At 62.6% G+C, this 15,653-nt stretch carries 12 protein-coding genes; 6 read left to right on the forward strand and 6 right to left on the reverse strand.

Annotated elements, in window-relative coordinates:
* Positions 1–23 precede the first annotated feature (23 nt).
* Complete coding sequence (locus ACIROY_RS02100) at positions 24–1,757, reverse strand: putative 2-aminoethylphosphonate ABC transporter permease subunit (protein WP_402339243.1); 1,734 nt, start codon at positions 1,755–1,757, stop codon at positions 24–26.
* Positions 1,758–1,764: 7 nt separating this feature from the next.
* The gene (locus ACIROY_RS02105; RefSeq protein ID WP_402339245.1) at positions 1,765–2,901 is read right to left on the reverse strand and encodes a putative 2-aminoethylphosphonate ABC transporter ATP-binding protein; all 1,137 of its coding nucleotides are present in this window, start codon (positions 2,899–2,901) and stop codon (positions 1,765–1,767) included.
* A gap of 315 nt (positions 2,902–3,216) precedes the next feature.
* Here ACIROY_RS02105 and ACIROY_RS02110 point away from each other — a divergent pair, with 315 nt between their 5' ends.
* The 3 genes from ACIROY_RS02110 to ACIROY_RS02120 all read left to right on the forward strand — a co-directional run bounded on the left by ACIROY_RS02110 (position 3,217) and on the right by ACIROY_RS02120 (position 4,647).
* On the forward strand, positions 3,217–3,708 hold the full coding sequence (locus ACIROY_RS02110) for an energy transducer TonB (protein ID WP_402339247.1): 492 nt from the start codon (positions 3,217–3,219) through the stop codon (positions 3,706–3,708).
* Between the two features lie 98 nt (positions 3,709–3,806).
* On the forward strand, positions 3,807–4,208 hold the full coding sequence (locus tag ACIROY_RS02115; protein ID WP_402340128.1) for a YeeE/YedE family protein: 402 nt from the start codon (positions 3,807–3,809) through the stop codon (positions 4,206–4,208).
* Between the two features lie 19 nt (positions 4,209–4,227).
* On the forward strand, positions 4,228–4,647 hold the full coding sequence (locus tag ACIROY_RS02120; RefSeq protein ID WP_402339250.1) for a DUF6691 family protein: 420 nt from the start codon (positions 4,228–4,230) through the stop codon (positions 4,645–4,647).
* Between the two features lie 60 nt (positions 4,648–4,707).
* Here ACIROY_RS02120 and ACIROY_RS02125 read toward each other — a convergent pair whose 3' ends face one another.
* Positions 4,708–6,231, reverse strand: a complete 1,524-nt coding sequence (locus ACIROY_RS02125; protein WP_402339252.1) for a PLP-dependent aminotransferase family protein — start codon at positions 6,229–6,231, stop codon at positions 4,708–4,710.
* Positions 6,232–6,315: 84 nt separating this feature from the next.
* Between ACIROY_RS02125 and ACIROY_RS02130 the strand changes: the two genes are divergently transcribed.
* On the forward strand, positions 6,316–8,043 hold the full coding sequence (locus ACIROY_RS02130) for a M24 family metallopeptidase (RefSeq protein WP_402339254.1): 1,728 nt from the start codon (positions 6,316–6,318) through the stop codon (positions 8,041–8,043).
* A 24-nt stretch (positions 8,044–8,067) separates the two neighbouring features.
* Here ACIROY_RS02130 and ACIROY_RS02135 read toward each other — a convergent pair whose 3' ends face one another.
* Complete coding sequence (locus ACIROY_RS02135; RefSeq protein WP_402271697.1) at positions 8,068–9,012, reverse strand: GGDEF domain-containing protein; 945 nt, start codon at positions 9,010–9,012, stop codon at positions 8,068–8,070.
* Between the two features lie 363 nt (positions 9,013–9,375).
* Between ACIROY_RS02135 and cfa the strand changes: the two genes are divergently transcribed.
* The gene (gene cfa / locus ACIROY_RS02140; protein ID WP_402339256.1) at positions 9,376–10,545 is read left to right on the forward strand and encodes a cyclopropane fatty acyl phospholipid synthase; all 1,170 of its coding nucleotides are present in this window, start codon (positions 9,376–9,378) and stop codon (positions 10,543–10,545) included.
* 54 nt (positions 10,546–10,599) lie between these two features.
* Here cfa and ACIROY_RS02145 read toward each other — a convergent pair whose 3' ends face one another.
* Entirely contained in the window at positions 10,600–11,454 is an 855-nt protein-coding gene (locus tag ACIROY_RS02145) for an NAD-dependent protein deacetylase (protein ID WP_402339258.1), read from the reverse strand.
* A 12-nt stretch (positions 11,455–11,466) separates the two neighbouring features.
* Complete coding sequence (locus ACIROY_RS02150; protein WP_167552701.1) at positions 11,467–11,622, reverse strand: hypothetical protein; 156 nt, start codon at positions 11,620–11,622, stop codon at positions 11,467–11,469.
* A 327-nt stretch (positions 11,623–11,949) separates the two neighbouring features.
* On the opposite strand from ACIROY_RS02150, the gene ACIROY_RS02155 reads away from it, so the two are divergent.
* A complete protein-coding gene (locus ACIROY_RS02155; protein ID WP_402339260.1) occupies positions 11,950–15,615 on the forward strand; it encodes an indolepyruvate ferredoxin oxidoreductase family protein in 3,666 nt (1,221 codons plus the stop codon).
* Positions 15,616–15,653: the final 38 nt, after the last annotated feature.

The following is a 15,653-nucleotide window of genomic DNA, read 5'->3' on the forward strand; positions in this document are numbered from 1 at the left end:
GGAATCAATGGATCAATGCGTTTTCAATGTTTCTTGCCGGCGCTGCGCCATGCCTGCGCGCGGCGCACCCAGTAGCCCAGGCCCCAGTGCATCAGCAGCGAGACGGCAATCGAGGTCAGCAGGATCAGCGTGGACATCGCCGCGGCCGGGCCGACGTCGCCGGCGTCGTCCATGTTCAGCACGGCGATCGCGGCCAGCACGGTGTTGGAGCTGTAGAGGAAGATCACGGCAGACACGGTTGTCATCGACGACACGAACAGGTAGCGGAAAATCTCCAGCACGGCCGGCAGGCACAGCGGCACGGTGATGCGCAGGTAGGTGCGCAGCAGCGGCACCTTGAGCGAAGCCGAGGCGGCCTCGAATTCGGGATCGATCTGCTTCAACGCAGTGACGGCGGTCAGGTGCGCGGTGGTGTAGAAGTGCATCACCGAACACAGGATCAGGATCGCCATGCTGCCGTACAGGAAGTTGAGCGGATTGGCCGGATGATTGAAGAAGAATACGAAGCCCAGTCCCAGCACCAGCCCCGGCACCGCCATCGGCAGGAAACTGAGGAAGCGCAGTGCGTTGTCGAGCAGGCGGTTGCTGCGCGTCTTTTCCATCAGCCAGGCGCCGGTGAAGATCACGATGGTGCCGACGATGCTGGTGCCGATGGCCAGGCGCAGGCTGTTCCAATAGGCCAGCCAGCCGCCGCCGTCCATGTTGTCGAAGTCGTAGTGCATCAGCGTCAGCTTGAGGTTGTACGGCCACAGCTTGACCAGCGACGCGCCGACCGCCACGGCAATCATCAGCAGCAAGGTCGCGCTGATCGCCAGCAGGATCAGGGTATAGAGCGCGTCGCGACGCCATTGACGACGCGGCGTCAGCACTTCGGCGCGGCTGCTCATCTGGGCGCGCTGGCGTTTTTGCAGCCAGCCGTCGATGCAGAAAGTCAGCAATGCCGGAATCAGCAACAGCAAGCCGATCAGTGCGCCGCGGTCGAATTGCTGCTGGCCGACCACGGCCTTGTAGGCTTCCACCGCCAGCACGCTGAAAGCGCCGCCGACGATCTTGGGCACGCCGAAGTCGGTGATCGCCAGCGTGAACACCAGGCAGAACGCGCCGAAGATGCCGTAGCGCGTGGCCGGCAGCGTTACCGTGCGGAAGGTCTTCCAGCTGCCCGCGCCCATTGCCGAGGCGGCGTCATACAGGCGCGCATCGGCCAGCGACAGCGCCGACAGCAGGATCATCAAGGCATGCGGAAAGGTGTAGAACGCTTCGCCCAGCAAGATGCCCCAGAAGCCGTAGATGCTGCCGTTCATCCATTCCTTGAACAGGCCCTGGTTGCCGAACAGGTAGATCAGCGCGATGCCCGGCAACAGCGACGGCGCCAGCAGCGGCAACAGCGCGATGGCGCGCCACAAGCCCTTGAGCGGCGCCAGCGTGCGTTGCAGGCCGTAGGCGAACAGGTAGGCCAGCGGCACCACCAGCAGGGCGGTTGCGGCCGATACGCCGACGCTGCGCGCCACCATCGGGAAGAAGTTGGGATTGGCGATCAGCCTGCTCCACGGCGCCAGGCCGGCCCATGCGCCGTTGCGGTCGAGCAGCGCCTGGCCGAGCACGGCCATCAGCGGCAGGGCCAGCGCCAGCACCAGCAAGAGCAGCAGGAAGTATTTCAGGCCGTTCGCGGTCGCCGTGTCGCGATTGAAAGTCGACGCCGGCTTTGATACGGACGGGGAAGTGATGGCCAGTGGCGGCGCCTGGACGGAGGTATTCATGCCGGGCTCAGGCAAACAGGTGGAGCGAATGCTGCGGCAAGGCGATCCACATGCGCTGGGCGGAGACGTCCGGCAGACGTGCGCGTACGTCGTTGGTGACGTCGGCCATCAGGCGCTGGCCCGGCAATTCGTCGAGTTCCAGCATCATGCGGTAGCGGTCGCCGAGATAGATCTGATCGACCACGCGCGCCGAAAACCGGTTTGCTGCATCGGCTGCAGGCGCCACGTCGACCGCTTCCGGACGGCAGAACAAGCGGCCGTTGTCATTGTTGCCCATGTGCTGGCGCGGCGCCTCGTCAACCGTGAGCGTGAGCGCGCCGACGCTGACCTGATGCGGCGACAGGCGCTGGAACGGCAGCCAGTTGGCCTGGCCGATGAAGTCGGCGACGAAGGGGGTGGCCGGGTGGCGGTAGATGCGGTCGGGCGTGTCGAATTGTTCGATGCGGCCGTGCTGCATGATGGCGATACGGTCCGACATCACCATCGCTTCTTCCTGGTCATGCGTGACCATCAGCGTGGTGATGTTGAACTGCTTTTGCAGGCGGCGGATTTCCAGTTGGAGGTGTTCGCGCACCTGCGCATCCAGCGCCGACAGGGGTTCGTCGAGCAGCAGCAGCGAAGGCGAGGGTGCCAGCGCGCGCGCCAGGGCGACGCGTTGCTGCTGGCCGCCGGAGAGCTGGCCGGGATATTTCTTCTCGCTGCCCGTCAGGCCGATCATGTCCAGCATCTCGGCCACGCGCTGCTGCATCTGCACGCGCGACAGGCGGCGCGCGTTGAGGCCGTAGGCGACGTTTTGCGCCACTGTCAGGTTGGGGAACAAGGCGTACGACTGGAACAGGATGCCGTAGTCGCGTGATTGCGGCGGCAGGTGCGAGATGTCCGTGCCGTGGGCATGGATGGCGCCGTCGTCCTGTTTCTCGAGTCCGGCGATGGTGCGCAGCAGCGTCGTCTTGCCGCAGCCGGATGGTCCGAGCAGGCAAACCATCTCACCCTGGCGCACGTCGAGCGACACGTTGTCGAGCGCTGTGAAGGCGCCGAAGCGTTTGCGGATATTGCGGATCGACAGGAAAGTTGCGGAGGTCGGAGAGATCGCCTCGGCGGCGGCCGTGGATGCAGGGGCAGTGACGGACAACGGAGTAAGCATCGCGCTCTTTCATCAGGACTATGCCGGGTTCGGCCAGAAAGTGAGCGGATATTACGTAGCTAATATGACCGCTGGATGACAGTTGCGGCGTTATATATGGAATGGATTTCATCCATAGGTTCAGGTTATGGATGGAATGCTTCTGACAAGTAATCCGCTGCCTGCGGGCAAACCTCTTTCCGAATGAAAACCTCATCTGCGTTCGTCTGCAAACTAGCGGGAACGTAACGTCACGGCGGCATGGTCTAACAGTGTGGTTTAATGACGATTCCGATCTCCTTCCTTGCCATGGGTCACTCTTTGAACAAGTCATCGATGAAAACTGCCGCCGCACTGCTCGGCGCAGGCGTACTGCTGGCCGCCTGTTCGTCGCAAAAGCCCGACACCCAGGCCAACCGCGACGCCACCGCCAAGGAGATCATCGAGCAGGTGAAGACCACGCCCGACGGCACTTCCACGGCTGACTCGCTGGGCGCCTACAAGGAAGACCTGGCGCGCCGCATTTCCCAGGTCAACTCGACCAAGGTCCACGTCGAACGTCCGCAGGCCTTGCTGCGTTCCGTCATCGTGATCAAGTACGTGGTCGACAAGGACGGCAACCTGGTGCGCAGCGAAGTGGTGCGCACCAACAAGGACAAGATCACGGAAGCCACCGCACTGGCCACCCTGCGCAGCACAGCGCCTTTTCCCAAGCCGCCGGTGGCGCTGCTGAGCGGCGGCAAGGTCGAGTTGTCGGAGACCTGGCTGTTCAACAACGACGGCCGCTTCCAGCTGCGCACCATCGCGCAGCCGCAAAAGGGAGAGTGAGCAGGCTCCCGAACCAAATGGCTGCCGTCATTCCTTCTTTTTTGATTTCCGCGTAGGGAGTATCGAGATTGATCAATCTGGTTGATTTCACGCCGGGCATGTCGCTGACGGGCGGTGTGATGATCGGTGGGGCGGTCGCCTTGCTGATTCTGTTCAATGGCAGAATTACCGGCATCAGCGGCATTCTCGGCGGCTTGCTCAGTCTGCCGGAAAAGGATGTCGCATGGCGTGCTGCTTTCTTGATCGGCATGATGCTGGCGCCCGTGATCGCGATCTGGACCGGCAGAGGAATTGAGATCGAGATTCAGGCCGGTTGGGGAGAAATTCTGACGGCCGGTTTTTTGGTCGGTATCGGCACGCGTTACGCAGGCGGCTGTACCAGCGGCCACGGGGTCTGCGGAATATCGCGCGGTTCCGTCCGCTCCGTTGCAGCGACGCTGACGTTCATGGCGGCGGGTTTTGCGACGGTGTTTGTCAAACTGCATCTGGTCGCAGCATGAAGAACCTGAAGGACATCACATGGCCGCTGTAAGCGCCTTATTTGCCGGCCTCTTGTTTGGCCTTGGACTGATGGTTTCCGGCATGGCCGATCCAGCCAAGGTGCTGGGTTTCCTCGATCTGTTCGGAGCGTGGGATCCCTCACTGATATTCGTGATGGTGGGCGCCATCCTGCTGAGCGCGCCGGCTTTCTTCCTTGCGCGCCGACGGCGTCGCTCCATGCTGGACCTGCCGGTGCAGATCCCTGCCGCAGCTGCGATAACCGTGCGATTGATAGCGGGCAGCGCGGTGTTCGGCATCGGCTGGGGCCTGGCCGGTTTCTGCCCCGGTCCTGCGCTGGTATCGGCTGCCGCCGGTTACCCCAAGGCGATCGGGTTCGTTGCGGCAATGATTGCCGGCATGCTGGTCTTCGATCAGCTGGAGCGCATAAGGCGCCGGTGAGGAGTGCCGCAGGCTGTTTCGTCCGGAGCTGGAAAGTGCGCAGGCATAAGGCGACGAAGTCTAAGCCTGCTTGCGCGAAGCTTCGTGCAGGCGTCCCACCGCCAGCCCCAGTTCGTCGGGCGTCATTGACGCAAATCCCAATCTCAGTCCATTGACCGGCTGGTCCAGCGGCGAGAACTGACGCCCGCTGCGCACGAACAGCTGCACCCCGGCGGCATGCCGCACCATGGCGTCGACGTCGATATCTTCGCGGAAGGTCACCCACAGCGCCAGTCCGCCTTCGGGATTGCGCAGCGTGACGCGTTCGCCGAAACGTGCGTGCAGCGACTCCATCAACGCATCCTTGCGCGCGCGATACAGCTTGGCGGCACGGCGCAGATGCTTGCGCAATTCACCATCGGCGATCAGATCCGCCAGCATCTTTTGCAGGACGGCGTCGCCGTGCGTGGAAATCAGCAACTGATTCTTGCCCAGCGCTTCGATCAGGTTTTCCGGTGCGACGATGAAGCCGCAGCGGAACGACGACCCCAGCAGCTTCGACAGGGAGCCGATGTAGACGACGCTGCGCTGGCCCGGGTCGCTGGCCAGCGGCAGGTAGGGGCGGCCGTCAAAGTGGTACTCGTGGTCGTAGTCTTCCTCGATGATGGTGAAGCGATGCTGCTGCGCCAGCGCCAGCAGTTTCTGGCGGCGATCGGCGCGCAGGCTGACCGTGGTCGGGAACTGATGGTGCGGCGTCAGGTAGATCAGGCGCACCGGTTTCTTCAGGCACAGCGCTTCGATCTGGTCGATGCGGCAACCATCGCGGTCGACGTCGATGACTTCAATCTGCGCTCCAAGCGCGCGGAAGATGGCCCAGGCCGGCGGATAACTGAGCCGTTCCACCAGCACCAGGTCGCCGGGGCGGATCAATGCGCCGGCAGCCAGGTGCAGCGCCATCTGTGTGCCCTGCGTGAGACAGATGTTGGCGGCGCCGGCGGTCAGCCCGCGCGTGGCGCGCAGCATCTCGGCCAACGCCGTGCGCAACTGGCCGGCCGATTCCAGGTTGCCGTATTTGACCCAGTTGGACTTGAAGGCGGCCTTCATGGCGTTGCGGTAATAGCGATGCAGGACAGCCTGCGGCAACAGCCGGTGATCCGGCGCGCCGTTGTCGAAATACATGGTGTCGCGCGTGCGTCCCGCACGCATCGCAGGTACGTAGAGGTCGTCGAAATACGGCGGCAGCGCCGGCGTCATGAAGTCCGGTGCAAAGGCAGCACCGACACCGGCTGCACGTCGCGACTGCGGCGTTTTGGCGGCCGCCATGGCGTGGTCGGCGAACCGCGCATTGACGAAGGTGCCGCGGCGCGGTTCACTGACCAGCCAGCCTTTGATGATGGCTTCTTCGTAGGCCAGGATCACGGTCTTGCGGTTGACGTCGAGGATATCTGCCAGCTCGCGCGTGCCGGGCAAGGCTGCACCCGGCTCCAGTCGGCCGCTGCGGATGGCGTCGGCAAGGCCGTCGACGATCTTGCGGTAGGACGCTTTCTGTCCGGCGCCATCGGCGTCGAGATCGAGCAAGGGACGCCATTTTCTCATCTGGACCATGTGGATTGTTCAAATCTGGAGGTTTCAATGGTCCTATTCTAACGCCACAATCCTCTCATCCGATAAACGCTCGACGAGGACATCATGCAAGGCAAGCACACCATCACACTGGAGCAATCCGGCAAGACTTTTGCCGCAGGCGAGGAGTTGTTGCTCGACGCTGCGCTGGCGCAGGGTGTTTCGATTCCGTTTTCCTGTCGTCGCGGCGAATGCGGCTCGTGCAAGGTCAAGGTGCTGGAAGGCGTTCACGAGACCGAGCCGTACGTAGCCTTGGGCACGCCGTATCCGCTGGCGCATGACGAGATGCTGTTGTGCCGCAACCGCGCCTGCAGCGATATGCGCATAGCCATTCCGGGCTGGTCGCCGGAAGTACAGGCGTCGCGCTTCGAAGCACAGGTGCTGGAAAAAGACTTGTTGACGCCGACTGTGGTGCGGCTGGTGCTGCAAGGTACGGCAGCGATGCCGGTGCGTGCCGGCCAGTACGTGAAGGTCTACCTCGATGACGGCAGCAGCCGCTGCTTTTCGGTCGCCAACATTCCTGCCGACGATGACGGCAAACTGGTCTTCCATATCCGGCGCGTTGCCGGCGGCCGCTTTTCGGAAGGCATGCTCGACCGTCTCGCCGTCGGCGACGTGCTCAGCATCGAGGGCGGCTTCGGCGCCTGCACCTGGCAAACCGGCGAGCGTTCGGCCTTGCTGCTGTTTGCCACCGGCACCGGCTACGCCGGCATCAAGCCGATCCTGCTGGCGGCGCTGGCGGAAACAGATTCTGCCCCTGTGACCCTGTACTGGGGCGGCGCCCGCGCCGATGATTTCTACGACAGGGCATTCCTCGACGGTCTTGCCGCGACCGATGCCCGATTCACGTGGGCCGGCGTCATCGCGCAGGCGGAGCACATTGAAACCGGCATGCAGCAAGGCTACGTGCAGGACGTCGCAGCCGGCGGTGATCATGCCTGGACGAATGCTCGCGTGTATGCCTGCGGCAATCCGGCGATGGTCGCGGCCGTGCGCGAACGCTGCCTGGCGCTTGGCGTCGCGGCGCATCATTTCATTGCGGAAGCGTTCGTGCCGTCGGGAGCCAGCACGGCGCCGATGGCACGCGGCGGTTTCGATCCGGTGTGGGAGCGCGTCGGCCCCAAATATTCGCTCGACGGCATGCTGGCGGCACGCGAACAATCCATTCGCGCGCTGGCGCAAATCGTCGGCAAGCTGCGCGTGGGCATGACGACCGGCGAGGCAGTGGCAATGGCCAATGATCATCTGCGCGCGATGGGGTCGTCGCACACCTGGCATCCGACCTACATCCGCTTCGGCGACGACACGGTCAGAACGCCGCGCGAGGGCGTGGAGAAGGAACGCCGGCTGCGCGCCGCCGACATCGCGGTGGTCGATCTGGGCCCGGTGTGGGATGGTTATGAAGGCGATTTCGGCGACACCATCGTATTCGGCGACGACAGCCTGCACCGCGCCTGCGCGCAGGCGGCGCGCGATGTCTTCAGCGAAACGCGCGATGCCTGGCGCACCGGCCTGACCGGGCGCGCGCTGTACGATTTCGCCGAGGCGGCGGCGGCGCGCGGCGGCTGGCAGCTGGAGCGCAATCTGGCGGGGCACCGGGTGTCCGACTTCCCGCATGCGCTGTTCGGGCCGGCCAAGCTGGCCGAGATGGACATCGTGCCGGGCGACGCCGTCTGGGTGCTGGAAATCCAGCTGCGCCACCCGACCGAAGCGATCGGCGCCTTCTACGAAGATATCCTGATCGGCACGCCGTCGGCGCGTGCGGCGGAACCGGTTGCCGCAGTGCCTGCGTAGAAGGTCGACGTATTCGGCCGAAGCTCAGTCTTCGGCGACGATGCAATTGCGCCCGCGCTGCTTGGCCATGTACAGGCGTTTGTCGACGGCTTCCATGAATTCGATGCGCTGGTCCTGGCGGGACGGGATGATGGTCGCCATGCCGAGGCTGATGGTGACGACGCTTTCGACCTGCGATTTTTCGTGCGGAATTTTTTCTTTCACCACCAGCTTGCGGCAGCGTTGCGCCACCTTCAGGCCGGAGGCCCGATCGGTCTCGGGCAAGATCAGGACGAATTCTTCGCCGCCGTAGCGCGCGAAGAAGTCACGTGTGCGCGTGGCGGCCTTGCCCAGTACGCCGGCGATCTGCTTGAGGCAGGCGTCGCCGCGGATGTGGCCGTAGTGGTCGTTGTATTGCTTGAAGTAGTCAATGTCGAGCATGATCACCGACAGCGGCGTGCGGTTCCTGACGGCGTTGGCCCATTCCACTTCCAGCGCCGAGTCGAACATGCGGCGATTGGCGACGTCGGTGAGGCTGTCTCGGTAGGACAGCGCTTCCAGTTCCTTCTGCAGTTCGGCCAAACGTGCTTCATTCTTCTTGCGCTCGGTGATGTCGAACATGAAGCCGATCAGCGCGTCGACTTCACCATCCGGCTTGCGCACCACGTGCACCACGTCGCGGATCCAGACGTGCTCGCCGTCGCGCGTGATGGCGCGGTAGTCGGCTTCGTGATCGACGCCTGCCTTCGATTGCGCCACGCAAAAATTCACCACGCCTTCACGGTCTTCCGCATGGATGCGCGCGGCCCAGTCCTCCACCGAGACCCAGCTCTCCGGCGTCCAGCCCAGCAGCGCTTCGATCTGCGGACCGACGTAGGCAAACTTCATCGTGCTCCAGTCGATTTTCCAGGGTATCGCCTTGGTCGATTCAAGCAGTGTTTTGTAGACGGCGCTGTCGGGTTCCATTTGTTTTTGTACTTGTTTGATCATGTGGACGTCGTGATGAATTTTGCCAAGGGTTGCTTGAGGTTTTGAGTAACTCCGGGCAGCCGTCGGCGGCAAGGAAGATTGTCGTAAGGATAACCCGGCGTGTTGCAAGACGTATGAAATCTGTGTGAAAAATACTCGAAAAAGTTTAAGTCAAATCGATGCCGATTCAGGCCGATAGCGGAGTTGCGGGGCATATCGACGACGTTATTGCGTCAATAGTCATCATCAATTGATTTAAAACATTTAATCAATTGTGCAAAAGACTTTCGTCTGCTTTATCTTTTAGTACATGACTTGCAGAAAGATTCGACGCTGCCCGAGCAGCGCACTCGCCCCTCAACTCATCAAACAGGAACGCAGCACATGTCTTCGAATGCCTCCGCAACCTCCCTCAGCTCGCCCGGCGAGCTTCAACAAGATTCGGCAATCTTCCGCGCACTGGCCGAGATGCTCGCTCACGGCGGCATCCGCATCAACGGCAACAATCCCTGGGATATTCAACTGCATCGCGCCGGCGTGCCGGAGCGCGCCTTCGCGCAGGCCAATCTCGGCCTCGGCGAAGCGTACATGGACGGCGACTGGGACGCCGAACAGCTCGACGAATTTTTCTCGCGACTACTGCGCACGCGACTGACCGACAACATCAAGCCGCTGCGACTGGTCGGCCATGTGCTGGCGGCGAAATTCATGAATCGCCAGAACCTCAAGCGCTCGCGCATGGTCGGCGAAGTGCACTACGACCTCGGCAATGATTTCTATGCCGCGATGCTCGATTCCCGCATGACCTACACCTGTGGCTACTGGAACACCGCGACCACGCTGGAAGAAGCGCAGGAGGCCAAGCTCGACCTGATCTGCCGCAAGCTGCAACTCAAGCCCGGCATGCGTGTGCTCGACATCGGCTGCGGCTGGGGCAGCTTCATGTCCTTTGCCGCTGAACGTTACGGCGTCGAAGCGGTAGGCGTGAGCATTTCGAAAGAACAGATCGCGCTGGCGAAAGAGCGCTACGGCCATCTGCCGCTCGATTTCCGCCTGCAGGATTATCGTGAGCTCAACGAACGCTTCGACGCCATCGTCAGCATCGGCATGTTCGAACACGTAGGCCGGCGCAACTATCGCACCTACATGGAAGTGGCGCATCGCTGCCTGGCCGACGACGGCCTGTTCCTGCTGCACACCATCGGCAAGAACCAGCGCAAGTCCTCGCCCGATCCGTGGATCGACAAATACATTTTCCCCAACGGCGACCTGCCGTCGGTGGGCCAGATGGGCGACGCCTTCGATCACTTGTTCGTGGTGGAGGATTTGCACAATTTCGGCGCCGACTACGACAAGACGCTGATGGCCTGGCACAGCAATTTCGAAGCGGCGTGGCCGCGTTTCGAGGCACAGCTTGGCGCGCGCTTCCGCCGCATGTGGCGCTATTACCTGCTGTCCTGCGCCGGCGCCTTCCGCGCTCGCGACATCCAGCTGTGGCAATGGGTATTGTCGAAGAAGGGCGTGATGGGCGGCTATCGTCGCGAACGGATCTGATCAGATCGACCGTCCGAAGGCGGATCGTTTGTTCAAATTGGATTCAAGATGAATTCAGTTTGCACCCAGACGATTCGCCAGCAAAGGCAACAGCAATTCCGCCGCCTCCTGGCATTTGAGTGACAGCAAAGGATCCGCGCGCGTGACGCCGCGGTTGATGGCGGCGATAGGTTTTCCCGCTTCCGCAGCCATGCGGCAAAAGCGGTATCCCGAAAACACCACCAGCGACGACCCCACCACCAGCACTGCATCGGCCGCCGCCACTGCGCGTTCGGCAGCTTCGCTGCGTGCACGCGGCACGCCGTCACCGAAGAACACCACGTCGGGTTGCAGCATGCCGCCGCACACCGGGCAAGGCGGCACATGGAAATGGGCGAGGGCGGCTGTCTCCAGATCGGCGTCGCCGTCCGGCAAGGCGGCCGCATCACTGGCCGCCAGTTCGGGGTTGGCGTGTTCCAGCAAGTCCTGCACGCTGCGGCGTGTTTGCACCGTCGCGCAATCGAGGCAGACCACGCGATGGATGTTGCCGTGCAATTCGATGACCTCGCTGCTGCCTGCCTGCTGGTGCAGGCCGTCGACGTTTTGCGTGAGGATGGCGGAGACCTTGCCTGCAATTTCCAGCGTCGCCAGCGCACGGTGGCCGGCGTTTGGCGCGGTGCCGGCCAGCTTGGGCCAGCCGATCATGCTGCGCGCCCAGTAGCGCCGGCGCATGGCTTCCGAACTGCGGAAAGCGGGGCCTTCCATCGGCGCCTTGCCGCGCCGCACGCCGTTGGCGTCACGGTAATCGGGAATGCCCGACGCCGTGCTGATGCCGGCGCCGCTTAGGACCAGCACGTGGCGATGCGGCGCCATGAACGCGGCCAGCGCGTCCAGGTCCGCATCAAGCCGGCTGGAGATGTTGTCTTCCAAGAAAGTCTGTTCTTAAACCCGGTCCATGCCGGCGGTCACGATGAACGACACCAGCGCGGCCGTGATCGACCAGACCGCCAGGCGATATTGCGGGATGAATTTGGTGATGACCGGCAGCAGGAAATACAGGACGACGCCGATGAGGATGCAGGTGATGACTCTTTTCATGACTTGATCTTGTTGATGTTGATGAATATGCCCGCCGGCTCGTCGCCTGCGACCGTTGCGATCCTATCATTGATTGGGGGCAATGGCAGCAGGGCGACCGGCAACGGGCAGGGGCAAGAACGCACACGGGTATATTTAAAACTTATACCCCCATCGACAAACGGTATTTCCTTGATCTTCTCTTAAAAGAATAGACTTCAGTCACAGCAGTTTCGGAGGACGGATTGTTGTGAAGGTCGCTACCACGGCCGCTTTGTCTGACAGTAACGCATCGTACCCGGTGCAGTAACGGCAGGCGATATCTGAATAATCATTTTGGAGACGTACATGGAATACCGTTCGGCAGCCGAGCCTGTTGAATTGTCAGCCCCTGACCGGTCGGGGCGGGCAGTGACACCGGCAGCAACCACTGTAGCAAACTCAGCGTCATCAGTATCCACTCCCGTCTCGGGGACTGTACCGCTCGCGACGGTCAGTCTCGACGACAAATACACGGCCACTTCGGGTTCGATCTTTCTGTCCGGCATCCAGGCGCTGGTGCGCTTGCCGCTGCTGCAGTATCTGCGCGACCAGAAAGCCGGACTCAACACCGCCGGCTTCATTTCCGGCTATCGCGGTTCGCCGCTGGGCGGACTCGATGAAGCCCTGTGGAAGGCGCAGCCGCATCTGGAGGCGCACAAGATCAAGTTCCAGCCCGGCACCAACGAGGACATGGCGGCCACCGCCGTCTGGGGCACGCAGCAGGTCGACCTGATCGGCCCGGCCAAGGTCGAGGGCGTGTTCTCCATGTGGTACGGCAAGGGCCCCGGCGTGGATCGCTGCGGCGATGTGCTCAAGCACATGAACCATGCCGGCACCTCCGCCAAGGGCGGCGTGCTGCTGGTGGCCGGCGACGACCATGGTGCGTATTCGTCGACGCTGCCGCATCAATCCGATCATATTTTCTCGGCATCGATGATTCCGATGCTGTACCCCTGCAATGTGCAGGAATACCTCGATCTCGGCCTGCACGGCTGGGCCATGTCGCGCTTCTCCGGCTGTACGGTGGGCTTCAAGGCGCTGGCCGACACCGTCGAGTCGAGCGCCTCGGTGGACGCCGATCCGTTCCGGGTCGAGATCAAATACCCGGCCGACTTCGTCATGCCCGAAGGCGGCCTCAACGCCCGTTTGTCGACCGACACGCTGGGCGTGCAGGCGCGCAAGCAGGAAGCGCTGATGCAGGATTACAAGATCTACGCCGCGCTCGCCTACGCGCGCGCGAACAAGCTCAACCGCGTGATGATCGACAGCCCCAAGGCACGGCTGGGCATCATCGCCTCGGGCAAGTCCTATCTCGACGTGCTGGAAGCGCTGAGCGAACTTGGCATCGATGAAGACTTCGCCGCCGAGATCGGCTTGCGCCTGTTCAAGGTGTCGATGCCGTGGCCGCTGGAGCCGGAAGGCGTGCGTGAGTTCGCCCAGGGCCTCGACGAAATCCTGGTGGTCGAAGAAAAGCGCCAGATGGTCGAATACCAGCTCAAGGAACAGCTCTACAACTGGCGCGACGACGTGCGTCCGCGCGTGATTGGCAAGTTCGACGAAAAGGGCGAGTGGGTTGCGCCGCGCGGCGAATGGCTGCTGACCTCCAAGGCGGACTTTTCGGTAGCCCAGATCGCGCGCGTGATTGCGGCGCGTATCGCGCGTTTCCACACCAGCGACCTGATCAAGGCGCGCCTGGCTTTCCTCGACGCCAAGGATGCGGTGCTGAACAAGGCGGTCAGCACGCCGCCGCGTCCGGCTTACTATTGCTCGGGTTGCCCGCACAACACCTCGACCAAGGTGCCCGAAGGCAGCTTCGCGCTGGCCGGCATCGGCTGCCACGTGATGGCCACCGCCATCTATCCCGAGTTCAACAAGCTGACCACGCACATGGGCGGCGAGGGGGGGCCGTGGATCGGGCAGGCGCCGTTTTCGAAGGTGCCGCACGTGTTCGCCAACCTCGGCGACGGCACCTATTTCCATTCGGGTTATCTGGCGATCCGCGCTGCGGTGGCGGCCAACGTCAACATGACCTACAAGATCCTCTACAACGACGCAGTGGCGATGACCGGCGGCCAGCCGGTCGACGGCACCACCTCGGTGCCGATGATCGCGCAGCAGATGGCGGCCGAAGGCATCAAGCATATTGCGCTGGTGAGCGAAGACATCAGCCGCTACAGCGATCGTTCCAATCTGCCGGACCTGGTCACCATCCACGACCGCAAGGACATGGACGCAGTGCAACGGGACATGCGCGAGTTGAAGGGCGTGACCGTCATCATCTACGACCAGACCTGCGCCGCCGAGAAGCGTCGTCGCCGCAAAAAAGGCGAATATCCCGACCCGGATCAGCGCCTGTTCATCAATGAAGCCGTCTGCGAGGGCTGCGGCGACTGCGGCGTGCAATCGAACTGCACCTCGATCCTGCCGCTGGAAACCGAGTTCGGCCGCAAGCGCGCCATCGACCAGTCCTCGTGCAACAAGGACTATTCCTGCGTCAAAGGCTTCTGCCCCAGCTTCGTCACCGTCAGCGGCGGCAAGCTCAAAAAATCGAAGACCGGCGTCATCAAGAAGGACAGCGCAGACGACTTCGGCGTGCTTCCTGAACCGGCAATCCCGTCCTGCGACACGCCGTTCAACATCCTCATCAACGGCATCGGCGGCACCGGCGTCATCACCATCGGCGCATTGATGGGCATGGCCGCGCATCTGGAAGGCAAGGGCGCGTCGGTGCTGGACATGACCGGCATGTCGCAAAAGAACGGTTCGGTGACCTCGCACGTGCGCATCGCGCGCACGCCGCAAGCGATTCGCGCCCAGCGCATCGCCACCGGCGAGGCCGACCTGATCCTCGGCTGCGACATGCTGACCGCCGGTTCGCATGACGCGATTTCCAAGATGCGTCCGGGCCGCACCCGCGCGGTCGTCAACGTGCATCAGCAACCGCCGGGGCAATTCGCCAAGAATCCCGACTGGCAATTCCCATTCGAAGACGTCAAGGCGCTGATCGAGGACTCGGTCGACAATCAAGCTGACTTCATCGACGCCACACGCCTGGCGACGGCGCTGATGGGCGACTCGATTGCGACCAACCTGTTCATGCTGGGCTACGCTTATCAACGCGGCGAATTGCCGCTGACCGAAGCCGCCTTGCTGCGCGCCATCGAGATGAACGGCGTCGCCGTCGAGTCCAACAAGACCAGTTTCCTGTGGGGCCGCCGCGCCGCGGTCGACCTGGCGCGCGTCGAGCGCATCGCCGTGCCGGCGCAACCGGTGGTGATCCGCATGCCGGAGACCTTGGACAAGCTGATCAAGCGCCGTGTGGCTTTCCTGACCGATTACCAGGATGCGGCTTATGCTGAATCCTTCATGCGCTTCGTCGAGCAAGTGCGCGCGAAGGAAGCCGCCTTGAATCTGGGCGACAAGCTGACCATGGCGGTCGCACGCAATCTGTCCAAGCTGATGGCCTACAAGGACGAATACGAAGTCGCGCGGTTGTACACCGACGGTCGCTTTGTGGAACAACTGAAGCAGCAGTTCGAAGGTGACTTCTCGCTGAGCTTCAACCTGGCGCCGCCGCTGTTCTCGAAGAAAGATGCACAAGGCCGCCTGGTCAAGGCGAAGTACGGTTCCTGGATGATGTCGGCGTTCAAAGTGCTGGCGAAGTTCAAGGGACTGCGCGGCGGCAGCTTCGACGTCTTCGGCTACACCGAGGAGCGCAAGACAGAGCGTCGCCTGATCGCCGAATATCGCGATACGGTGACCACGCTGCTGGATGGCCTGAGTGCGGACAAGCTGGCGCTGGCCGTCGAGATTGCGCAGTTGCCGGAGCAGATCCGCGGTTACGGCCACGTCAAGGACAAGGCGCTGGCGCAGGCGCGCGGCAAGCAGGATGAATTGCTGACGCGCTATGCCGCCGCCGTGCCTGCCGGACTGGCGCAGAAGGTCAACGTGGCAAATATCGTTGCGGCTTGATTCTGTAGCCTGATGCAGAGGGACGCGCGGTGTGCAGA

Source organism: Herbaspirillum sp. NPDC101396, from assembly GCF_044767365.1.
Taxonomy (GTDB): Bacteria; Pseudomonadota; Gammaproteobacteria; order Burkholderiales; family Burkholderiaceae_D; genus Herbaspirillum.